The following is a 21,233-nucleotide window of genomic DNA, read 5'->3' on the forward strand; positions in this document are numbered from 1 at the left end:
GGGAACCGGACGACCGTATGAAGATCACGGGCGATACGCTTCCCACTCAACTCGGCCATGCCGCAACGGCCATGGCAGCGATACGACTCTGGGGGCGGGAAGAACCATGATGGGACCGGCACACTCTCTGTCAGGGGCGGCGGCCTGGCTGGGGGTGGGCGCGGCGGCGGCCGCCGTCGGCCACGCGATGCCGTGGCCCGTCCTCGTCGTCGGGGCGCTGATCACCGCCGGCGCCGCACTGGCCCCGGACCTCGACCACAAGTCCGCGACCATCTCGCGCGCCTTCGGGCCGGTGTCCCGGGGGCTCTGCGAGATCGTCGACAAGCTCTCGCACGCCGTCTACAAGGCGACCAGGATGCGCGGCGACTCGCACCGCAACGGCGGCCACCGGACGCTGACCCACACCTGGCTCTGGGCGGTCCTGATCGGTGGCGGCGCCTCCGCCGCGGCGATCACCGGCGGCCGGTGGGCGGTGCTGGGAATCCTCTTCGTCCATCTGGTGCTCGCCGTCGAAGGGCTGCTGTGGCGGGCCGCCCGGATGTCCAGCGACGTCCTGGTCTGGCTGCTCGGCGCGACCAGCGCCTGGATACTCGCCGGTGTCCTCGACAAGCCGGGCAACGGCTCGGACTGGCTGTTCACCGCCCCCGGCCAGGAGTACCTCTGGCTCGGGCTGCCCATCGTGCTCGGCGCCCTCGTCCACGACATCGGTGACGCGCTGACCGTCTCCGGCTGCCCGATCCTGTGGCCCATTCCGGTCGGCCGCAAGCGCTGGTACCCGATCGGCCCGCCGAAGGCCATGCGGTTCCGGGCGGGGAGCTGGGTGGAGCTGAAGGTACTGATGCCGGTGTTCATGGTGCTCGGGGGAGTGGGCGGCGCGGCCGCGCTGAACTTCATCTGACGGCGGCACACCGCCCAGGGCCCGCCCGGCCGTGACCGGGCGGGCCCTGGTGCGTTCCGCTCAGCCGTGCCAGGACCGCCACAGCGCCGCGTACGCGCCGTCCGCCGTCACCAGCTCGTCATGACTGCCCAGCTCGCTGATCCGGCCGCCCTCCACCACCGCGATCATGTCCGCGTCGTGCGCGGTGTGCAGCCGGTGGGCGATCGCCACGACCGTACGGCCGTCCAGCACCCGGGCCAGCGAACGCTCCAGATGCCGGGCGGCCCGCGGGTCCAGCAGCGAGGTCGCCTCGTCCAGCACCAGCGTGTGCGGATCGGCCAGGACCAGCCGGGCCAGGGCGATCTGCTGCGCCTGGGCCGGTGTCAGCGCCAGACCGCCGGAACCCACCTCGGTGTCCAGCCCCCCGGACAGGCCCCTCGCCCAGCCGTCCGCGTCGACGGCCGCCAGCGACGCCCACAGCTCCGCGTCCTCGGCGCCGGTACGGGCCAGCAGGAGATTGTCCCGCAGCGAGCCGACGAACACATGGTGCTCCTGGTTGACCAGCGCCACGTGCGTACGGACGTCCTCGGCCCGCATCCGTGACAACTCGACGCCGCCGAGCGTCACTTCGCCCGTGCGCGGAGCGTAGATCCCGGCCAGCAGCCGGCCCAGGGTGGACTTGCCCGCGCCGGACGGGCCGACCAGCGCGAGGCGCGTCCCCGGCGCGACGTCCAGCGACACCCGGTGCAGGACGTCGAGGCCGGCGCGGTAGCCGAAGCGCACCTCGTCGGCGCGCACGTCCCGGCCGTCCGGGACGACCTCCGCGTCCCCCGCGTCCGGCTCGATCTCCCGCACGCCGACCAGCCGGGCCAGCGACACCTGCGCCACCTGGAGCTCGTCGTACCAGCGCAGGATCAGACCGATCGGATCGACCATCATCTGGGCCAGCAGCGCGCCCGTCGTCAGCTGCCCCACGGTCAGCCAGCCCTCGATGACGAACCAGCCGCCGAGCATCAGCACCGCGCCGAGGATCGTCACGTACGTGACGTTGATGACGGGGAAGAGCACCGAGCGCAGGAACATCGTGTAGCGTTCCCACGCCGTCCACTGGGCGATGCGGGTGTCCGACAGCGCCACCCGGCGGGCACCCAGGCGGTGCGCCTCCACGGTCCGTCCGGCGTCCACCGTCTCCGCGAGCATCGCGGCCACCGCGGCGTATCCCGCGGCCTCCGACCGGTACGCCGACGGCGCCCGCCGGAAGTACCAGCGGCAGCCGAGGATCAGCACGGGCAGGGCGATCAGCACGGAGAGCGCCAGCGGCGGGGCCGTCACGGTGAGTGCGGCGAGCAGCAGCCCCGCCCACACCACACCGATCGCCAGCTGCGGCACGGCCTCGCGCATCGCGTTGGCCAGGCGGTCGATGTCCGTGGTGATCCTGGAGAGCAGATCGCCGGTGCCGGCCCGCTCCAGTACCCCCGGCGGCAGCCCGACCGACCGGACGAGGAAGTCCTCGCGGAGATCGGCCAGCATCTCCTCGCCGAGCATCGCGCTGCGCAGCCGCATCAGCCGGGTGAACACGGTCTGCACGATCAGCGCGAGCGCGAACAGCGCGGCGGTGCGCTCCAGATGGAGCTCCCGCACACCGTCGGAGAGATCCTCCACCAGCCCGCCCAGCAGATACGGGCCGACGATCGACGCGACGACCGCGATCGCGTTGAACACGACGAGCACGGTGAACCGGCCGCGATGGCGCCGCATCAGCTCCCGTACATAGCCGCGCACGGTGGTGGGGGTGCCGACCGGCAGGGTCGTCGCCGACTCCGGCGCGGCCGGGTCGTACGCCGGTACTGCGACGCCGATCATGCCCGTTCCTCGATTTCCTCGATCGTTCCGGTCGTGGCCCCGGTGGTCAGGGCCGCGATCTCGTCGTCCGTCTCGCGGGTCACGACCGCCCGGTAGCGGGGCTCCGTGTCCAGGAGTCCGCGGTGCTCGCCGACCGCGACGACCGTGCCCCCGTGCACCAGCACCACCCGGTCCGCGAGGTCGAGCAGCAGGGGCGAGGAGGCGAACGCGACGGTGGTGCGCCCCTGGCGCAACGCCTTGATCCCGGCGGCGACCCGGGCCTCGGTGTGCGAGTCGACGGCGGAGGTCGGCTCGTCGAGGACCAGCGCCTCCGGGTCGGTCACCAGGGAGCGGGCCAGCGCCAGCCGCTGGCGCTGGCCGCCCGAGAGCGACCGCCCGCGTTCGGTGATCCGGGTCGCCATGGGGTCGCCCTCGGTGGCCGGTGACGCCTGTGCCAGGGAGTCCAGGACATCGCCGCACTGTGCGGCCTCCAGCGCCTCCTCGGCGGTCACCCGGCCGGACGACGGGACGTCCAGCAGCTCGCGCAGGGTGCCCGAGAGCAGAACCGGGTCCTTGTCCTGGACCAGTACGGCGGTCCGGGCGGAGTCCAGCGGGAGTTCGTCCAGCGGCACGCCGCCGAGCAGGACGGACGGGGTCTTCCGCTCCGTGGCGCCCTCGGCCGGCCCGGAGCCCGGCTCCGGGTCCGTCTGCGCGTGTCCGCCGAGCCGCTCGGCCAGTCGGCCCGCCTCGTCCGGATCGCCGCAGACCACCGCGGTGAACAGCCCGGCGGGGGCCATCAGACCGGTGGCCGGGTCGTACAGGGCGCCGGTCGGCGTGGCGTCGACGGTCGACGGCCCGGCCGTACGGCGCAGCGACAGCACCCGTACCGCGCGCTGGGCGGACGGCCGCGAGAAGGAGTACGCCATCGCGATCTCCTCGAAGTGCCGCAGCGGGAACAGCATCAGCGTCGCGGCGCTGTACACCGTGACCAGCTGACCGACCTCGATCCGGCCGTCCCGGGCCAGCATCGCCCCGTAGACGACCAGCGAGATGAGCAGCAGGCCCGGCAGGAGCACCTGGACGGCGGAGATCAGCGACCACATCCGGGCGCTGTGCACCGCCGCCTCGCGGACCTCCTGCGAGGCCCGCCGGTAGCGGCCGAGGAACAGCTCCTCGCCGCCGATCCCGCGCAGCACCCGCAGCCCCGCCACGGTGTCCGAGGCCAGCTCCGTGGCCTTGCCCGCCTTCTCGCGCTGGAGGTCGGCGCGCTTGGTGGCCCGGGGGAGCAGTGGCAGCACGGCGAGGGCCAGCAGCGGCACGGAGACCGTCACCAGGATGCCCAGCGACGGCAGATAGAGGAGCAGCCCCGCACAGATCAGGACCAGGGCGGCGGCCGCCGCGGCGAAGCGGGAGACGGCCTCGACGAACCAGCCGATCTTCTCGACGTCGCCGGTGGACACCGCGACCACCTCGCCCGCCGCGACCCGGCGGGTCAGCGCCGAGCCGAGCTCCGCGGTCCTGCGGGCCAGCAATTGCTGGACCCGGGCGGCGGCGGTGATCCAGTTGGTGACGGCGGTGCGGTGGAGCATCGTGTCGCCGAGGGCGATGAGCGCGCCCAGCACCGCGATCAGCCCGCCCGTCCAGGCGAGACGGGTGCCGGAGCGGTCGACGACGGCCTGGACGGCGAGGCCGACGGCGGGTGACAGCCCGGCGATGGAGCACTGGTGCAGCAGACCCCAGGACAGGGATCCGAGCTGGCCCCCGAGCTGATTGCGGCCGAGCCAGAGCAGGAAGCGTGGACCTGAGCGGACATCGGGGTCGCCTGGATCCGGGTAGGGAAGATCGCGAATCTGCATGACGTCCCATGGTTCGGTGTGACGGTGGTTCGGTGAATGGACCGAGGTGAATGATCCAAACCGTGCCAGGTTCGCCCCAGGACGTCGGTCGGAGCAATCGGTTTTCTTCACGAACGGTGCACATCGCGCCATGTTTGAAAGGCGGCCGGGCGGGTCGGGCCGGGCCCCGCGGGGCGCGTACCGGTCCCGCCCGGCCGGGGCGGCCGTTCAGGACTTCTCGGGATTCTCCGAGTCCATGCCGGAACGGGCCTTCTTCCACTCCCCGCGGGTGAAGTCCGGTATCTCCTGAGGAGCGCCCTTCGCCCTGATCGAAAGATGGCTGAGTGGCACCGGCGCGGTCCAGGTCGCCGCGTCGTACACGTCGAAGTCGGGGACGAGGCCGAGCCGCATGCACTGCATCAGCCGGAAGACCAGCATGTAGTCCATGCCGCCGTGGCCGCCGGGCGGGTCGGCGTGCTCCTTCCACAGCCAGTGGTCCCAGTCCTGGTACCGGGAGAAGTCGCCCCAGTTGTCGTCGGTGTGGTCGGGCTCGATGTAGATGCGCGCGGGATAGTCCTCGAAGACCCCCTTCGTGCCGCCGAGGCTGTTGATCCGCGAGTACGGATGCGGAGTGGACACGTCGTGCTCCAGCCGGATGACCCGCCCCTTGGCGGTCTGGACGAGACTGATCGTCCGGTCGGACTCGATATAGGTCTCCTTCCAGCTCGGGTCGCCGGCCGGCATGTTCTTCCTGCGGTACTCGGCGAGCCCGAGGGACGGGGAACCGACGCTGGTGATGCTCACCGCACGGTCGCCGCGGTTGATGTCCATGTAGTTGGCGACCGGGCCGAACCCGTGGTTGGGGTAGAGATCACCACGCAGCCGGGTGTGCCAGAGCCTGCGCCAGGGGCCCTCGTAGTAGTCCGGGTCGAACATCAGGCCGCGCAGATCGTGGTTGTACGCGCCCGCGCCGTGCAGCAGGTCGCCGAAGAGACCGGCGTGCGCCATGCGCAGCACCCGCATCTCGTTCTGCCCGTAGCAGCAGTTCTCCAGCTGCATGCAGTGGCGCCGGGTGCGCTCGGACAGGTCGACCAGCTCCCAGAGCTGGTCGAGTTGGAGCGCGACCGGACACTCCACGCCGACGTGCTTGCCGTTCAGCAGGGCGGTCTTCGCCATCCGGAAGTGGAAGTCCCAGGGGGTCGCCACATAGACGAAGTCGATGTCCCCGCGCGCGCAGAGGTTCTCGTAGTCGTCCTCGCCGTGGGTGTAGACGGCGGGGGCGGGCTGCCCCGCGGCGGTCACCTTCGCGGCGGCGCGGAGCGCCTTGTCCTTGACCGGGTCGCAGACGGCGACGACCTGTACGCCGCTGACGGCGAGAAAGAGATCGATCATGCTGCCGCCCCGGTTGCCGAGGCCCACGATGCCGACCCGGACGGTGGAGCGCCGGTCGAAGGGGACACCCACCATGGTCCTGCCCCGGCGCTCGGGAGCGGTGGCCGGGGTGGCGGACTCCGGGGCCCGGCCGGGGGCGGCGGCCGCGGCCGGGCCGCCGAGGGCGCCGAGTCCGAGCCCGGCACCGGCCACTCCGGCGGTCGTCCGGAGGACCGAGCGGCGGCTCATCGGGCCCTCGTCGCCGTCCTGCGTACCGTCGTTCTGCTGTGCTGCGTCGTTCATCGATCCTCCGTAAGGGGGGTCTGACGTGCGCGGCTGGTAACGAACCTCGTGAAGGACCTTGGTAGCCGGGTCCGTTGGTGCGCAAGGGGCGCGATTGGACTCCTGTGTCGAAACCATGGACTTTCGTGCCCATGCGAAAGCCGGGCGGGCTCGTACATGCCGGCCCGCCCGGCTGTCCGGGGCGTCTGCGGGGAGCGTACGTTCCCGGGGGTCAGCGCACCGCGGCCTCCGGCCGGGTCGCCCGCTCCAGCTCCATCAGCACCGAGTAGTACGTGTGCCCGGTGGCCCGGTCCATCCCGATCTCGCACATCCGGTTGGCCGACAGATAGGCGTCGTACGCGCGCCCGTTCACCTCGGCGGCCTCCTTCGCCGTCGCCGAGGCCGTCAACTCCTTGTGCAGCATGCCCCGGTCGCCCGCGAAGGCGCAGCATCCGGCGTCGTCCGGGATCACGACCTCCTCGGCGCAGGCCTCCGCGACGGTGCGCAGCTGCTCCACATCGTCCAGATGCTGCATGGAGCACGTCGGATGGAGCACCGCCGAACCGGTCTTCCGGAGGACCGTCAGCCCGGGAAGCAGCTCGTCGGCCGCCCAGACCAGGGAGTCGACGATGGTCAGTTCCTGGTGCAACTCCCGGTTGTCATCGGTGAGATACGGCACCACCTCGTGGGCGATGCCCAGGGTGCAGGAGGAGGCGTCGACGACCAGCGGCAGCTTTCCGCCGCCCGTCCAGCCCCAGGCCGCCTCCACGATGCGGTTGGCCATCACGGCGTTGCCCTCGTCGTACCCCTTGGAGTGCCAGATCGTCGCGCAGCAGGTGCCCGCCACGTCGTCCGGGATCCACACCGGCTTTCCGGCGCGGGCGGAGACGGCGACGACGGCCTGCGGCAGCGACGGGCCGCGATGGCCCTCGGGGCCGCCGAAGATGCGGTTCACACACGCCGGGTAGTAGACGGCGCTCGCCCCGACGCGCGAGGTCCCGGGCAGCTTGCGGGCGGCGGCCCCGGGGATCTCCGGCAGCCATTCGGGCACCAGATCGGGGCGCACGGCCTTGCGGGCGAGAGCGGTGATGGTCTCCAGCGGCCCGTCGCCGAGCCGGTCGCCGATCCGGTCGGCGGCGGCCACCGCGAGCCGCGCCGCGGCCTCCACCGCCTTGAAGTTCTTCGCGGTGAGCGCCGCGACCCGCTCCTCGCGCGGCGAGTGCCGCTGATGGCGGAAGTCCTTCATCATCGCGCCGGTGTCGATGCCGACCGGGCAGGCGAGCTTGCACGTCGAGTCGCCCGCGCAGGTGTCGACGGCGTCGTAACCGTAGGCGTCGAGCAGCCGGGTCTCCACCGGGGAGCCGCCCGGCTGCCGCATCATCTCCCGGCGCAGCACGATCCGCTGGCGCGGTGACGTGGTCAGGTCGTGGCTGGGGCAGGTGGGCTCGCAGAAGCCGCACTCGATGCAGGGGTCGGCGACCGCCTCGACCTCGGGAATGGTCTTCAGCCCGCGCAGATGGGCCCTGGGGTCGCGGTCGAGGACGATCCGCGGGGCCAGTACGCCGTCGGGGTCGATGATCTGCTTGGTGCGCCACATCAGCTCGGTCGCCGCGGGGCCCCACTCCAGCTCCAGGAAGGGGGCGATATTGCGTCCCGTGGCGTGCTCCGCCTTCAGCGAGCCGTCGAAGCGCTCCACCGTCAGCCGGCAGAAGTCGTCCATGAACGCGGCGTAGCGGTCGACGTCGGACGGCTTCGCCGCGTCGAAGGCGAGCAGGAAGTGGAGGTTGCCGTGGGCCGCGTGGCCCGCCACGGCGGCGTCGAAGCCGTGTTCCGCCTGGAGCGAGAGCAGGGCCTCGCAGGCTTCGGCCAGCCGGGAGGGCGGCACCGCGAAGTCCTCGGTGATCAGCGTCGTGCCCGAGGGCCGGGAGCCGCCGACCGCGGTGACGAAGGCCTTGCGGGCCTTCCAGTACCCGGCGATGACCTTGGCGTCACGGGTGAACCCATTGGTCACTGAGAGGACGGGCGCGACCAGGTCGAGCCCCTCGACCACGGCCGCCGCCGCCCGCTCGTAGACCTCCTGGCCGGCCTCGTCCGGGGCCCGGAACTCCACCAGCAGCGCCGCGGTCTCCTTGGGCAGCTCGGCCCAGTCCGCGGGCACGCCCCGCACGCTCACCGAGGCGCGCAGGGTGTTGCCGTCCATCAGCTCGACGGCGATCGCCCCCGCCTCGTTGAACCGGGGCACGGCGGCCGCCGCCGCGGTCAGCGACGGGAAGAACAGCAGGGCGGTGGAGACGCGGCGGTCCAGCGGCAGCGTGTCGAAGACGACCTCGGAGATGAAGCCGAAGGTGCCCTCGGAGCCGACCATCAGGCCGCGCAGGATCTCGACCGGCGTCGAGCCGTCCAGGAAGGCGTCGAGGCGGTAGCCGTTGGTGTTCTTGATCTCGTACTTGGCGCGGATCCGGGCGGTCAGCGCGGCGTCCGCCTCGATCTCCGCCTTCAGGGCCAGCAGCCCCGCGCAGAGCTCCGGCTCGGCGCGGGCGAGGTCCTCGTCCGCGGCCGGGGCGGCCGTGTCGACGACGGTGCCGCTCGGCAGCACGAAGGTGAGGGAGGAGACCGTGCGATACGAGTTGCGGGTGGTGCCCGCCGTCATTCCGGAGGCGTTGTTGGCGACGACCCCGCCGATCGTGCAGGCGATCGCGCTCGCCGGGTCGGGTCCCAGCAGACGGCCGTGCCGGGCGAGCGCGGCGTTGGCCCGCACGACCGTCGTACCCGGGCGGATGCGGGCCCGTGCGCCGTCGTCCAGGACCTCGATGCCCGCCCAGTGATGGCGTACGTCCACCAGGATGTCCTCGCCCTGGGCCTGGCCGTTCAGGCTGGTGCCGGCCGCCCGGAAGACGACCTCGCGGCCGTGCGTGTGCGCGTACGACAGGACCGCCGCGATGTCGTCGATGTCCTGCGGGACCACGACGACCTGGGGGACGAAGCGGTAGGGGCTGGCATCCGAGGCGTACTTCACCAGGTCGGAGACCTTCCGGAGCACCTTCTCCGGTCCGAGCAGGGCGAGCAGGTCGCCGCACAGCGGTTCGGGCGTGCCCGGAGCCTGCCGGTCGGGGACCCGGTCCATGGACGGTGTGCGTACCGCACCAGGGCGGAGTGCTTCCGGCTTCGGCTCCAGCAGTGGCATGTCGAGGTCTCCTCGGCGGTTCGGTTCGGGATCGCGGCGGGCGGGTGCCGCTCGGTGGGAGCGGGTCCGGCCGCGCGAGGTCTGCGGCGTGTGCCGAAAGGCCCGGCTTCGGCGGACGATGCCGGCACACGCCCTAACAGCGTCGCTCCGGCATTCCGTCGACCAGGGCGGACAGCAGCCCGCCGAGCACCTCGCGCTGCTCGGTGGTGAGCGGGGCCAGGATCTCCTCCGCGGCGGCCCGGCGCGCGTCGCGCATCGACCGGAGGGTGGCGCGGCCCTCCTCGGTGATCTCGATGCGGACCACCCGGCGGCTGTCCGGATCGGGGGCGCGACGCACCCGCCCGCTCGCCTCCAGCCCGTCGACCAGGGTGGTCACGGCGCGCGGGACGACATCCAGGCGTTGCGCGAGATCGGCCATCCGGGGCGGGCCGTCGTAATGCGCGACGGTGCGGAGCAGTCTGAACTGGGCGGGGGTGATGCCCATCGGCTCCAGCTGGCGGCTCTGGATCCGCTGGAGCCTGCGGGTCACCCTCAGCAGCTGCTCGGCGAGCACGCCATCGGCGTCGGAGGAGTCCATGGAGGGAACAATATCAGGACCCCATTCATTGTGAGTATAGGTAACAATGAGCTAGCCTCTCAAAATCGGCTCTCCCCGAGCCCTGCGCCTGCCCCGTGCGGGTACGGCCGCCGCACCCCCTCCGAAGGAGCCCATGAAACCCGACGCAATCAACTGGACGCCCCCGCCGAAGGACGCCGACCGCCCGCCCGCCGAGGTGCGCCGCATCCTGCGCCTCTTCCGCCCCTACCGGGGCCGGCTCGCCCTGGTCGGCCTGCTCGTCGGCGCCTCGTCGCTGGTCTCCGTCGCCTCGCCCTTCCTGCTGCGCGAGATCCTGGACGTGGCCATTCCCCGGGGACGCACCGGGCTGCTGTCGCTGCTCGCCCTCGGCATGATCCTCACCGCCGTGCTGAACAGCGTCTTCGGCGTCCTGCAGACCCTGATCTCCACCACGGTCGGCCAGCGGGTCATGCACGATCTGCGCACCGCCGTCTACGCCCAGCTGCAGCGGATGCCGCTCGCCTTCTTCACCCGGACGCGCACCGGCGAGGTCCAGTCCCGCATAGCCAACGACATCGGCGGCATGCAGGCGACGGTCACCTCGACCGCGACGTCCCTGGTCTCCAATCTCACCGCGGTCGTCGCCACGGTCGTCGCCATGCTGGCACTCGACTGGCGGCTCACCGTGGTCTCGCTCCTGCTGCTGCCGGTCTTCGTCTGGATCAGCCGCCGGGTCGGGCGTGAGCGCAAGCGCATCACCACCCGGCGCCAGCAGCAGATGGCCGCCATGGCGGCCACGGTCACCGAGTCGCTCTCGGTCAGCGGCATCCTGCTCGGCCGGACGATGGGCCGTTCGGACTCCCTCACCAAGGGCTTCGCCGAGGAGTCCGAGAAGCTCGTCGACCTCGAAGTGCGTTCCAGCATGGCCGGGCGCTGGCGGATGTCCACGATCGGCATCGTCATGGCCGCCATGCCCGCCGTCATCTACTGGGCCGCGGGCCTCGCCCTGCAGTCCGGCGGGCCCGACGTCTCCATCGGTACCCTCGTCGCCTTCGTCTCGCTCCAGCAGGGCCTCTTCCGGCCCGCCGTGAGCCTGCTCTCCACCGGCGTGGACATGCAGACGTCCCTCGCGCTCTTCCAGCGGATCTTCGAATACCTCGACCTCGACGTGGACATCACCGAGCCCGAGCACCCGGTCAGGCTGGAGCGGATCCGCGGCGAGATCCGCTTCGAGGACGTCGATTTCAGCTACGACGAGAAGAACGGCCCGACGCTCGACGGCATCGAGGTCACCGTCCCGGCGGGCGGCAGCCTGGCGGTCGTCGGACCGACCGGATCCGGGAAGTCCACGCTCAGCTATCTGGTCCCCCGGCTCTACGACGTCACCGGCGGCCGGGTCACGCTCGACGGCGTGGACGTGCGCGATCTCGATTTCGACACCCTGGCCAGAGCCGTGGGCGTGGTCTCCCAGGAGACCTACCTCTTCCACGCCTCGGTCGCCGACAACCTGCGCTTCGCCAAGCCGGACGCGACCGACGCCGAGATCGAGGCGGCGGCCCGCGCGGCCCAGATCCACGACCACATCTCCTCGCTCCCCGACGGCTACGACACCCTCGTCGGCGAGCGCGGCTACCGCTTCTCGGGCGGGGAGAAGCAGCGCCTGGCCATCGCCCGCACGATCCTGCGCGATCCGCCCGTCCTGGTGCTCGACGAGGCGACGAGCGCCCTCGACACCCGTACCGAGTCCGCCGTGCAGGAAGCCATCGACGCGCTCTCCGAGGGGCGCACCACCCTCACCATCGCGCACCGGCTCTCCACCGTCCGCGACGCCGACCAGATCGTCGTCCTGGACGGCGGCCGGATCGCCGAGCGCGGCAGTCACGGCGAACTGCTCCGGGCGGACGGCCGTTATGCCGCGCTGGTCCGCAGGGACGCCCAGCCCGCCCACGTGGCGGGCTGACCGGCGGGGTCAGGGGCGGGGGCCCTCCCGCCGGACACGCGGCGGCGCCGCCGCTCCCGTGGGACGGGGAGCGACGGCGCCGGGCGGAGCAACGGTCAGATGAGCCAACCCACGAAGTGGACGATGCCGGCGAGCAGGTTGGTGATGACGTTCATGAGGTGTTTCTCCTTGTGCGTGGTGCATCTTTCGGGACAGCACAGTCGCGGTCTGCAGCCCGTCGCTTGCGCCCTGTAATCATCATGCGTCGCAGGGGAGTTGAGCAACGAATGGCGACACGATCACGCGTTCCAGCGAACATCCGATCCCCTGTTCGTGTGTTCCCTTCGCGGAACGAGGGGGTCGTGTCGTCCGGCCCGCGGTTCCGGACGGCGGGATAGCGTGCCCGCATGGCGAACGAGCCCCCGGACACCCCGCCCCGCCGCACGCTCCGTCCGACCCGGCGCGGCCGTCTGGCGCTCCTGATCGGCGTCGTACTCGTCCTGGCCGTCGCGGCGGCCGTGCTCGTACCGCTGCTGACGAGGGCGCCACGGGTCGAGCGGCAGCCGCGCTCCCTGGTGATCCCCGAGGGCCGACGGGCGTCCCAGGTGTACGCGGCGGTCGACAAGGCCCTCGCGGTCGGCCCCGGGACCACCGGGAAGGCCGCGCGCACGGCGGACCTGCCCCTCCCGGCCGAGGCGAAGGGCAACCCCGAGGGCTACCTCTTCCCGGCGACGTACCCCGTCACCTCCGCCACGACGCCGCGCGGCCTGCTCACCTACATGGTCGACACCGCGGTCGAACGGTTCGGCGCGGACCACATCGCCGCGGGCGCGCGGCGCAGCGGACTGTCGGTGTACCGGATGGTGACGGTCGCCAGCATCGTGCAGGCCGAGGCGGACTCGGTGGAGGACATGGGCAAGGTCGCCCGGGTCGTCCACAACCGGCTGGACCGGGGCATGCCCCTCCAGATGGACTCCACCCTCAACTACGCCCTGAACCGCAGCACCCTGCACACCAGCAGGGGCGACACGAAGATCGACAGCCCGTACAACAGCTATGAACACAAGGGGCTGCCGCCCACGCCCATCGGCAACCCGGGGGAGCAGGCGATGAGGGCGGCGATCGACCCCACTCCCGGAAAATGGCTGTACTTCGTCACGGTCGCGCCCGGGGACACCCGCTTCACCAGCAGCTACACGGAACAGCAGCGCAACGTCGCGGAGTTCAACCGCAACCACCGCGGCGCGTCCGCCGGCTGACCGCCCGCGCCCTCACACCGCGGCGGGCGCGAGCGCCCCGTCGGCCTCGGCCGCCGGGTCCGTTCCGTCCAGCAGCCGCCCGATCTCGCGCACGGCTGCCCGCCCGGCCCGGTTGGCGCCGATCGTGCTGGCGGACGGCCCGTACCCCACGAGGTGGACGCGGGCGTCCCGGACCGCCCGGGTGCCCTCGACCCGGATGCCGCCGCCCACCTCGCGCAGCTCCAGCGGCGCGAGGTGGGCGACGGCGGGCCGGAAGCCGGTGGCCCAGAGGATCACGTCGGCCCCGACCGTCCGGCCGTCGTCCCAGGCGACCCCGCCCGGTGTGATCCGGTCGAACATCGGCAGCCGGTCGAGCACGCCCGTCTCGCGGGCGCGCCGCACCGCGTCGGTGAGCGGCAGCCCGGTCACGCTCACCACGCTCTGCGGCGGCAGCCCGCGCCGCACCCGCTCCTCCACCATCGCCACCGCGGCCCGTCCCCGGTCCGCGTCGAAGGGGCCGTCCCGGAAGACCGGCGGCCGACGCGTCACCCAGTACGTCTCCGCCGCCACCTCGGCGATCTCCATCAGATGCTGCGTACCGGAGGCGCCGCCGCCGACCACCACCACGCGCCGCCCGGCGAACCAGGCGGGACCGGGGTAGTCCGCGGTGTGCAGCTGCCGCCCCAGGAAGCTCTCCTGACCCGGGTAGCGCGGCCAGAACGGCCTGTCCCAGGTGCCGGTGGCGTTGATCAGGGCGCGGGTGGCGTACGTCCCCTCGGAGCTCTCGACGAGCAGCCGCCCCCCGGCCCCCTCGCGCACCGCCGTCACGTCGACGGGGCGGTGGACCCGCAGGCCGAAGGTGCTCTCGTACCGGGCGAAGTACCCGCCGATCACCTCGGAGGAGGGCCGGTCGTCGTCCGCGCCGGTGAGCTCCATGCCGGGCAGCGCGTGCATGCCGTGGACCTTGCCGTACGTCAGCGAGGGCCAGCGGAACTGCCAGGCGCCGCCGGGCCCCGGGGCGTGGTCGAGCACCACGAAGTCACGGTCGGGCTCCAGACCGGCGCGGCGCAGATGGTACGCGCCGGACAGCCCGGCCTGTCCGGCACCGATCACGACCACATCGACCACGCGCTCCGCCGCCACCCCAAAGTTGTTCACGCTTCTACCAACTGTGCGGGGGACGGGGATCTTCCCGGCAGCCGCCCGCGATCCCGCCCCGCCGCCCGCCTGCCGCCGGGGCCGGCGCGACGACGCGGCGCCCCGCCGCCGGGTCAGCGGCCCCCGGCGACCAGCAGCGGCGCCCCGCCCGGCGCGGACGCGGGCCTGCCGTGGGCGGCGGGCACCCCCAGCAGCGGCGACGCGGGCACCGTCGACAGCAGGCCGCGTGCCGCCAGCTCGGGCGTCACGCCCTCGCCGAACCAGTACGCCTCCTCCAGATGCGGATAGCCGGACAGGACGAAGTGCTCCACACCCAGCGCGTGGTACTCCTCGATCCGGTCGGCGACCTCCGCGTGACTGCCGACCAGCGCGGTGCCCGCACCGCCCCGCACCAGGCCGACACCCGCCCACAGGTTCGGCGAGATCTCCAGCTCGTCGCGCGAGCCGCCGTGCAGCGCCAGCATCCGCTGCTGCCCGACCGACTCGCTCCGCCCCAGCGCCTGCTGGGCGGCGGCGATCGTCCCGGCGTCGAGGTCGCCCAGCAGCCGGTCGGCCGTCGCCCAGGCCTCGCGCGAGGAGTCGCGGGAGATCGTGTGCAGCCGGATGCCGAAGCGGACCGTACGGCCCTGCTCCTCGGCGAGGCCCCGGATCCAGTCGGTCTTCTCCTTCACCGCGGCCGGTGGCTCGCCCCAGGTCAGATAGACATCGGCGTGCGCGGCGGCCACCGGACCGGCCGCCGCCGAGGACCCGCCGAAGAAGATGTCCGGCAGCGGGTCCGGCGGCAGCGCGGTCAGCCCGCCCTCCACCTGGTAGTGCGCACCGTCGAAGTCGAAGGGCCGCCCGCTCCACGCCCCCCGTACCACCGACAGGAACTCGGCGGTCCGCGCATAGCGCCGGTCGTGGTCCACATGGTCACCGAACCGCCGCTGCTCGGTCGAGTCGCCGCCCGTGACGACATTGAGCAGCAGCCGGCCCCGGGTGATCCGCTGATAGGTCGCCGCCATCTGCGCGGCGAGCACCGGCGAGATCACCCCCGGCCGGAACGCCACCAGGAACTTCAGCCGTTCGGTGTGCTGGGACAGGGCCGCCGTGGTCAGCCAGGCGTCCTCGCACCACGTCCCGGTGGGCGTCAGCACGGCCTCGAAGCCCAACTGCTCCGCGGCCTTGGCGATCTGCGCCAGATACTCGATGTCGGGGGCGCGCACCCCGCTCACCGGCGTGATCCGCTCACGCCCGATCCCGCCGTCGGCGTACGCGTGCCGGTCGACGAGCGTGCGGCCGTCGCCGCCGGTGGGCAGGAACCAGTGCAGACGAACATTCATGACGAGGCCTTTCCGTACGAGCGGGGAGCGGTCGAGGACGGCGGCAGATCGCGGTTGAACCGGGTGTCGACGTAGTCCTCGAAGGAGAAGTGCCGCGGAATGAGCTCCAGATCGGCGAAGGTGTCGGCGATCGCCTGCTCGGAGGCGATCGCGGCGGGGTCGACGGCGACGGACACCCGGGTCCCGGAACTGCGCTCGACCGCGTCCAGAGCCACCTCGTAGGGCAGCCCCGTCTCCTTCGCCCAGACCCTCGCCCATGCCTCCGGATGCCTGAACACCCAGGACTGGGCCCGCTCCAGACGCACCAGCAGATCACCGATCGCCCGGGACTTCCCGGCGTCATCGAGCGCCTCGGGCGAGGCCACCTGGAAGCTGAGACCGTTCACGAGGCCCTGCCCGGTGGTCAGCACACGGGACTTCGTACTGCGCAGCACCTGAGAGGTGTACGGGTCCCAGATCGCCCAGGCGTCGACCTTGCCCCGGCTGAAGGCGGCCAGCGCATCGGCCGGCTGGAGGTATCTCGGCTTCACGTCCTCGATGCCCAGCCCGGCCTTCTTCAGCGAGGCGATCAGCTGGTAGTGGGCCGAACTGCCCTGTGCCACCGCGATCGACTTGCCCCTGAGCTGCCCGGGGGAGCGCAGCGGCGAATCCTCGGGAACGACGATCGCCTCACCGGCGGACGAGCCGTGACCGGCCCCCACCACGACGATCCGGGAGTCGGAACCCGCCGCGAAGACCGGCGGGGTGTTGCCGACGCCCCCGATGTCCACGGCCCCGGCGTCGACCGCCTCCAGCAGTGGCGGGCCCGAGGAGAAGGTGGACCAGGCGATCCGGTAGTCGAGGTCGTCCAGCTCGCCGGAGGCCCGCAGGATGGCTTCGTACCCCCCCTTCTGGTCACCGACGTCGAGCGTGACGGACCCCTTCCCGTCGGTGTTTCCGGTGGAGGCGGCGGAACCGGTCCCGCCGCAGGCGGACACCAGCACGGTGAGGGACAGCAGAAGGAGAACGGGCGTGGCGGGTCTTCTCATCGGATGCTCCTTCGTCGTACGTCGCGGGCGGTACGGGAGTGTGCGGCGGACCCCGGCTCAGGCGGCACCGGTGCTCCCGGTGGCATCGCCCTCGACGCCCAGTTCGGTCAGCAGCCGGGAGCGCAGCGCGGCGAATCCGGGACCGCTCGCGCCGCGCGGCCGGTCCAGGGCGACCGGGGTCTCGTACGCGATCGCCCCCTCCCGCATCACCAGCGCGCGGTCGGCCAGCAGCAGCGCCTCGTCGACGTCGTGGGTGACCAGCAGCACGGCGCATCCGCGCCGCCGCCACAGCTCGGCCACCAGCCGCTGCGCCCGGATGCGGGTCAGCGCGTCCAGCGCGCCGAACGGCTCGTCGAGCAGCAGGAGATCCGGCTCGCGCACCAGGGCGCGGGCCAGCGAAGCACGCTGGGCCTCGCCCCCGGAGAGCGTCCGGGGCCATGCCCCCGACCGCTCCGCGAGTCCGACCTCCGCCAGCGCCCGCTCGGCGACCGCCCGTTCCGGCTTGCCGGGAAGCCCCAGCAGCACATTGCGCCAGACCTTCTTCCACGGCATGAGCCGGGGAGCCTGGAAGGCGACCGCCCGGCGCTTCGGCACGAGCACCGTGCCCTCGATCTCGCGGTCGAGTCCGGCGAGCACCCGGAGCAGCGTCGACTTGCCGCAGCCGCTGCGCCCGAGCAGCGCCGTGAACTCCCCGGCGCGCAGGGTGAGATCGAGTCCGTCGACGACGGCCCTGCCGTCGAAGGAACGGGTCAGCCCCTCGACCCGCACGGCGGTCCCGGCCGGGCCGACGGGGCTCACTGCCCGGTGAAGGTCGGTCGCCATTGAAGCAGCAGCCTTTCGAGCGTGCGGACGATGACATCGGCGGTGAGGCCGAGGAAGGCGTAGACCACCAGGCAGACGACGATGACGTCGGTACGGAAGAACTCCCGGGCCTGGTTCATCAGGAAGCCGATCCCGGCGTCGGCGTTGACGGACTCGCCGAAGACCAGGGCCAGCCACGCGGTGGCGAGCGAGTAGCGCAGCCCGGTCATGGCGCCGGGCAGCGCCCCCGGCAGTACCACGTGCCGGACCAGGCCCCACCGGCCGAGCCCCAGCGACTCCCCGGCCTCGATGAGCCCGGCGTCGACGCCGCGGATGCCCGCGTACACATTGAGATACAGATGAAAGGCGACGCCGAGCGCGATGAGCGCCACCTTCGGGGCCTCGCCGATGCCCAGCCAGATGATGAACAGCGGGATCAGCCCGACCCAGGGCACGGTGCGCAGCATCTGCACGCTCGCGTCGACCAGGTCCTCGCCGAGCCGCGAGAGCCCGGAGACCAGCGCGAGGGCCGTTCCGACGACCCCTCCGAGCACCAGCCCGGCGGCGACCCGCCGCAGCGAGACCGCCATGGCCGAGGACAGCGTCCCGTCGGCGACCAGATCCGATCCGGCGCGTGCGATGGTGCCGGGCGAGGCGAGCACATCGGGGTGCAGGACCCCGGTGGCGCTGAGCACCTGCCACAGCGCGAGCAGCAGCAGCGGCCCGGCGGTGCGCCGGAGCCAACGGGGCACGGCACGCAGCCGTACACCCCGTGCGGAGGCCGGGACGACGGGCACCAGGTCGAGCGGTCGATGAGCGGACGGACCCGGGATCTTTCCGGAATCCCATGACATATCCGATGGGGCGAGAGCATGGCCTGGGGGCATGGGGGCTCCATGAGCAGTCCACGGACAGGGGAAGGCGCGCCCCGGCCACGGGCACGCGGACGACCACCGCGGTTACGGCGCGGCGGTCACGGGGCGTGGCGGGCGGGGCGAGGTGTGCCGGGGCGCATGCGGGCAGACGCGTACAGCCGTGGAAACGGGTGGCCCGAGCGCCGGGTCACCGGCGGGAGGAAGTGCCGCAGAACGTCAGCAGCCGCGGCGACACGCGGCGGAGGCCACCCGCAGCAGGTCGATGTGACCGCGCGAAGTGAGCAGAGCTGAACGGAACATGGCGCTGAACGTAGCGATCCCCGGCCGAAACGGTCAATGGTGTCTCGGCAGGTGGACGCGCGATCTCCCGGTACGAGCGGGAAGATGGACCCATGCCCCACGCCTTCGCCACCAGCGTCCTGCACCTCACCACCGGATCGACGGAGACCGTCACCGACCTGACAGCCGAATGCGAGGAGTTCCTCGCCCGGAACGCCGCCTCCAGGGACGGCCTCCTCAACATCTTCGTACCGCACGCCACGGCCGGGATCGCCGTCCTGGAGACCGGTTCCGGCAGCGACGACGACCTCCTGGCCACCCTCCACACCCTGCTGCCCGCCGACGGCCGCTGGCAGCACCGCCACGGCACCCCCGGCCACGGCCGCGACCACGTGCTGCCCGCACTGGTGCCCCCGCACGCGACGCTTCCGGTGATCGGCGGCCGGCTGGAGCTCGGGACGTGGCAGTCGGTGTGCCTGGTCGACACGAACATGGCTAAAGACAACCGTCAGGTTCGTCTGAGCTTCCTGGGCTAACCAAGATCGTTCAGCTGGGTCGTGCCGCCGATTCTCCGTACCATGCGCGCTCGAATGGAGAGAAGAAATGCGCGGTACGGACCTCAATGCGATCGAACGACCTTACGACGGATGCGGCAAGTGCCTGCTCGGAGTGCGGCGGCTGTCGCGCGTGAAGCTGGCGACGTCTTCGCCTGAACGCCAGCGTGAGAACGTGCTCTTTGCCGCCGCCTCCGTCGGAGCTCACATCATCCGTTGGGCCGACGACTGGGAGGTCTCCGGTGCCACCGATCCCGTGACCCGCCCCAGCCTGGGCCCGTGGCTCCGTGATGAGAAGGGCCCGTACGACGGCTTGGTCGCCGCAGCGGTGGACCGGCTCGGTCGCAACGTCGTCGACTGCCTGAACACCGGCTACAAGATGCGGGACGAGAAGAGATGCTCGTCACGTATGGACACGACGGAGCCTGGGACCTCGACGACCCCGCGGACGAGAACCGTTTCACCATGGAAGCCTGGGGTGCGCAGATGGAATTGCGCGCGATCCAGCGCAGGAACCGTGACGCCACCGTGACGCCACCGTCAAGACCCGCGCCGCCGGCCGGCCGAAAGGCAAGCCGTCGTACGGCTTCCAGTACGTCCGGAAGGTGATGGGAGGGAAGATCGATCAGGTCGAACTGCATCCGCATGCCTCGGAAGTGCTGCGGAACGTCGCCCGCCGCATCCTGGCCGATCCGGACAACGTCACCTGCAGCAGTGAGGCCGCGCGTCTCAACCGTGCCGGGGAACTGTCACCCGCGGATCACCTGGCCGTGATGTACGGCAAGCCTGCAGGTGGCCGGCCGTGGTCTCCGCAGAGCCTGAAGAGCATCCTTCTGTCAGAAGCCACCCTCGGGTACCTGATGTACCGCAACAAGCCCGTCTTCGGCAGGGGAGACGGTCACCCCGTACGGCTCTGCGAGGGGCTGTGGGACCGGGCCACACACGAGTCGCTCCGCGTCCGTCATGTCCGACGGATACCGCCGAACACGCTCCGGATGGTCGGCCGCGTTCCCGAACCGGTGAGCGACACAATCACAGGACAGAGCAGCCGAGTTGAACTCCATCGGCGCGAGCACGTACAACTGCGGCAACAGGGTCTCCTGGATCTCGGTTGGCTTCGCAACCCCGAGCTACCAAGAGGCCCTGCCTTCATGCCCGCAGCCAGCCACGGTCACCCGAAGGAGACTCTTGTTCTACGCCCACCCCTCAAGAACGGAACGACAACAACTACTTAGATCGTGTCCTATGTGGTGATTGCTCGTTGGGCTGTTCATGGGGAGGGATACGTGGAGTTGGATTGTTCCGGACGGGCTGTGGGAGATCGCGAAGCCGCTGATCCCGCCGTCGAAGGTACGGCCGCAGGGCGGCGGGACGCAGGACACGCCTGATGAGACCCTGTTCGCCGCGATCATCTACGTGCTGGTGAGCGGGTGTGCCTGGCGGGCACTGCCGCCCTGTTTCGGGGTCTCGAAGTCCACCGCGCATCGCCGCTTCGCGATCTGGTCCAGGGCCGGTGTCTGGGGCCGGTTGCACGAGGCGGTGCTCGACCGTATCGATGAGTGCGGACTGCTCGACGTGACCCGCGTGGTCCTCGACTCCGCGCACGTACGGGCCAAAAAAGGGGCGGACTCACAGGCCCGAGCCCCGTGGACCGGGGCAGACCGGGTTCCAAGATGCACGTCCTGTCGGACGCGAACGGACTGCCCCTGGTCGTCGGCATCTCCGCCGCCAACACCCACGACAGCCAAGCCCTGAAGCCCATGGTGGCCGGCCTCCACACGAGACACGGCCCCCACCGCGGCTGGAACTTCAAACCCGGCAGGCTCCACGCCGACAAGGCCTACGACATCCCTGACCTACGCAGATGGCTGCGTGGGAAGCGTATCGGCGTCCGTATCGCCCGCAAGGGAATCGAATCCCGCGAACGGCTCGGACGCCGAAGGTGGGTCATCGAACGCACCATGTCCTGGCTGACCGGCTACCGCAGACTCAACCACCGCTACGAACGCCAACCCCGCAACTACCTGGCCTTCCTCGGCCTCGCCGCCGCCATCTGCTGCTACAAACGACTGGTCCGACTCACCGCATAGGA

At 71.6% G+C, this 21,233-nt stretch carries 17 protein-coding genes; 6 read left to right on the forward strand and 11 right to left on the reverse strand.

The features are described from left to right. Window positions 1–106: 106 nt before the first annotated feature. On the forward strand, window positions 107–898 hold the full coding sequence (locus ACFVFH_RS31240) for a metal-dependent hydrolase (protein WP_383774862.1): 792 nt from the start codon (window positions 107–109) through the stop codon (window positions 896–898). 60 nt (window positions 899–958) lie between these two features. Here ACFVFH_RS31240 and ACFVFH_RS31245 read toward each other — a convergent pair whose 3' ends face one another. The 5 genes from ACFVFH_RS31245 to ACFVFH_RS31265 all read right to left on the reverse strand — a co-directional run bounded on the left by ACFVFH_RS31245 (window position 959) and on the right by ACFVFH_RS31265 (window position 9,968). Then, window positions 959–2,740 carry an ABC transporter ATP-binding protein gene (locus ACFVFH_RS31245; RefSeq protein WP_383774865.1) on the reverse strand — a complete coding sequence of 594 codons (1,782 nt, stop codon included), beginning with the start codon at window positions 2,738–2,740 and terminating at the stop codon, window positions 959–961. Next, window positions 2,737–4,575, reverse strand: a complete 1,839-nt coding sequence (locus tag ACFVFH_RS31250) for an ABC transporter transmembrane domain-containing protein (protein ID WP_383774868.1) — start codon at window positions 4,573–4,575, stop codon at window positions 2,737–2,739. Before ACFVFH_RS31250 ends, ACFVFH_RS31245 begins: the two co-directional genes overlap by 4 nt. Before the next feature lie 207 nt (window positions 4,576–4,782). After that, window positions 4,783–6,228 carry a Gfo/Idh/MocA family protein gene (locus ACFVFH_RS31255; protein WP_383774871.1) on the reverse strand — a complete coding sequence of 482 codons (1,446 nt, stop codon included), beginning with the start codon at window positions 6,226–6,228 and terminating at the stop codon, window positions 4,783–4,785. A gap of 211 nt (window positions 6,229–6,439) precedes the next feature. After that, window positions 6,440–9,391, reverse strand: coding sequence for an FAD-binding and (Fe-S)-binding domain-containing protein (locus ACFVFH_RS31260; protein WP_383774873.1), 2,952 nt, complete (start codon window positions 9,389–9,391; stop codon window positions 6,440–6,442). 133 nt (window positions 9,392–9,524) lie between these two features. Further along, on the reverse strand, window positions 9,525–9,968 hold the full coding sequence (locus tag ACFVFH_RS31265; protein WP_383774876.1) for a MarR family winged helix-turn-helix transcriptional regulator: 444 nt from the start codon (window positions 9,966–9,968) through the stop codon (window positions 9,525–9,527). 133 nt (window positions 9,969–10,101) lie between these two features. Between ACFVFH_RS31265 and ACFVFH_RS31270 the strand changes: the two genes are divergently transcribed. Together ACFVFH_RS31270 and mltG are read left to right on the forward strand one after the other, a co-directional pair. After that, window positions 10,102–11,907 (forward strand): ABC transporter ATP-binding protein, encoded by a 1,806-nt coding sequence (locus ACFVFH_RS31270; protein WP_383774879.1) that lies wholly within the window; start codon window positions 10,102–10,104, stop codon window positions 11,905–11,907. A gap of 386 nt (window positions 11,908–12,293) precedes the next feature. After that, window positions 12,294–13,145 carry an endolytic transglycosylase MltG gene (gene mltG / locus ACFVFH_RS31275; RefSeq protein WP_383774882.1) on the forward strand — a complete coding sequence of 284 codons (852 nt, stop codon included), beginning with the start codon at window positions 12,294–12,296 and terminating at the stop codon, window positions 13,143–13,145. A gap of 12 nt (window positions 13,146–13,157) precedes the next feature. On the opposite strand, the gene ACFVFH_RS31280 is transcribed toward mltG, so the two are convergent. From ACFVFH_RS31280 to ACFVFH_RS31305, 6 genes are all read right to left on the reverse strand, one after another. Further along, window positions 13,158–14,282, reverse strand: coding sequence for an NAD(P)-binding domain-containing protein (locus ACFVFH_RS31280; RefSeq protein WP_383774885.1), 1,125 nt, complete (start codon window positions 14,280–14,282; stop codon window positions 13,158–13,160). Window positions 14,283–14,395: 113 nt separating this feature from the next. After that, window positions 14,396–15,604 (reverse strand): LLM class flavin-dependent oxidoreductase, encoded by a 1,209-nt coding sequence (locus tag ACFVFH_RS31285; RefSeq protein WP_383774888.1) that lies wholly within the window; start codon window positions 15,602–15,604, stop codon window positions 14,396–14,398. Then, the gene (locus tag ACFVFH_RS31290; RefSeq protein ID WP_383774891.1) at window positions 15,601–16,632 is read right to left on the reverse strand and encodes an ABC transporter substrate-binding protein; all 1,032 of its coding nucleotides are present in this window, start codon (window positions 16,630–16,632) and stop codon (window positions 15,601–15,603) included. The genes ACFVFH_RS31285 and ACFVFH_RS31290 overlap by 4 nt, the downstream gene beginning before the upstream one ends. Before the next feature lie 57 nt (window positions 16,633–16,689). Continuing rightward, window positions 16,690–17,454, reverse strand: coding sequence for an ABC transporter ATP-binding protein (locus tag ACFVFH_RS31295; protein WP_383774894.1), 765 nt, complete (start codon window positions 17,452–17,454; stop codon window positions 16,690–16,692). After that, the gene (locus ACFVFH_RS31300) at window positions 17,427–18,287 is read right to left on the reverse strand and encodes an ABC transporter permease (RefSeq protein ID WP_383774897.1); all 861 of its coding nucleotides are present in this window, start codon (window positions 18,285–18,287) and stop codon (window positions 17,427–17,429) included. Before ACFVFH_RS31300 ends, ACFVFH_RS31295 begins: the two co-directional genes overlap by 28 nt. Before the next feature lie 237 nt (window positions 18,288–18,524). Continuing rightward, window positions 18,525–18,608, reverse strand: a complete 84-nt coding sequence (locus ACFVFH_RS31305; RefSeq protein ID WP_350692898.1) for a putative leader peptide — start codon at window positions 18,606–18,608, stop codon at window positions 18,525–18,527. A gap of 92 nt (window positions 18,609–18,700) precedes the next feature. On the opposite strand from ACFVFH_RS31305, the gene ACFVFH_RS31310 reads away from it, so the two are divergent. The 3 genes from ACFVFH_RS31310 (at window position 18,701) to ACFVFH_RS31320 (ending at window position 21,231) form a co-directional block, all read left to right on the forward strand. Further along, window positions 18,701–19,123 carry a secondary thiamine-phosphate synthase enzyme YjbQ gene (locus ACFVFH_RS31310; protein WP_383774900.1) on the forward strand — a complete coding sequence of 141 codons (423 nt, stop codon included), beginning with the start codon at window positions 18,701–18,703 and terminating at the stop codon, window positions 19,121–19,123. A gap of 67 nt (window positions 19,124–19,190) precedes the next feature. Next, complete coding sequence (locus ACFVFH_RS31315) at window positions 19,191–19,673, forward strand: recombinase family protein (protein WP_383774903.1); 483 nt, start codon at window positions 19,191–19,193, stop codon at window positions 19,671–19,673. Window positions 19,674–20,413: 740 nt separating this feature from the next. Beyond that, window positions 20,414–21,231, forward strand: a protein-coding gene (locus ACFVFH_RS31320) for an IS5 family transposase (RefSeq protein ID WP_383774906.1) whose coding sequence is annotated in 2 segments (ribosomal slippage) — window positions 20,414–20,771 and window positions 20,771–21,231 — 819 coding nt in all. Because the reading frame shifts where the segments join, the coding sequence is not laid out codon by codon here. Window positions 21,232–21,233: the final 2 nt, after the last annotated feature.

Origin of the sequence: Streptomyces sp. NPDC057697 (assembly GCF_042799335.1) — a bacterium.
Classification (GTDB): domain Bacteria; phylum Actinomycetota; class Actinomycetes; order Streptomycetales; family Streptomycetaceae; genus Streptomyces.

Bases quoted from the DNA above. Each gene is read 5' to 3' on its own strand.
- ACFVFH_RS31305 (WP_350692898.1), bottom strand. From the start codon at position 18,608: ATGTTCCGTTCAGCTCTGCTCACTTCGCGCGGTCACATCGACCTGCTG.
- ACFVFH_RS31300 (WP_383774897.1), bottom strand. From the start codon at position 18,287: ATGTCATGGGATTCCGGAAAGATCCCGGGTCCGTCCGCTCATCGACCG.
- ACFVFH_RS31250 (WP_383774868.1), bottom strand. From the start codon at position 4,575: ATGCAGATTCGCGATCTTCCCTACCCGGATCCAGGCGACCCCGATGTC.
- ACFVFH_RS31310 (WP_383774900.1), top strand. From the start codon at position 18,701: ATGCCCCACGCCTTCGCCACCAGCGTCCTGCACCTCACCACCGGATCG.
- ACFVFH_RS31295 (WP_383774894.1), bottom strand. From the start codon at position 17,454: ATGGCGACCGACCTTCACCGGGCAGTGAGCCCCGTCGGCCCGGCCGGG.
- ACFVFH_RS31285 (WP_383774888.1), bottom strand. From the start codon at position 15,604: ATGAATGTTCGTCTGCACTGGTTCCTGCCCACCGGCGGCGACGGCCGC.
- ACFVFH_RS31265 (WP_383774876.1), bottom strand. From the start codon at position 9,968: ATGGACTCCTCCGACGCCGATGGCGTGCTCGCCGAGCAGCTGCTGAGG.
- mltG (WP_383774882.1), top strand. From the start codon at position 12,294: ATGGCGAACGAGCCCCCGGACACCCCGCCCCGCCGCACGCTCCGTCCG.
- ACFVFH_RS31245 (WP_383774865.1), bottom strand. From the start codon at position 2,740: ATGATCGGCGTCGCAGTACCGGCGTACGACCCGGCCGCGCCGGAGTCG.
- ACFVFH_RS31290 (WP_383774891.1), bottom strand. From the start codon at position 16,632: ATGAGAAGACCCGCCACGCCCGTTCTCCTTCTGCTGTCCCTCACCGTG.
- ACFVFH_RS31255 (WP_383774871.1), bottom strand. From the start codon at position 6,228: ATGAACGACGCAGCACAGCAGAACGACGGTACGCAGGACGGCGACGAG.
- ACFVFH_RS31315 (WP_383774903.1), top strand. From the start codon at position 19,191: ATGCGCGGTACGGACCTCAATGCGATCGAACGACCTTACGACGGATGC.
- ACFVFH_RS31240 (WP_383774862.1), top strand. From the start codon at position 107: ATGATGGGACCGGCACACTCTCTGTCAGGGGCGGCGGCCTGGCTGGGG.
- ACFVFH_RS31260 (WP_383774873.1), bottom strand. From the start codon at position 9,391: ATGCCACTGCTGGAGCCGAAGCCGGAAGCACTCCGCCCTGGTGCGGTA.
- ACFVFH_RS31270 (WP_383774879.1), top strand. From the start codon at position 10,102: ATGAAACCCGACGCAATCAACTGGACGCCCCCGCCGAAGGACGCCGAC.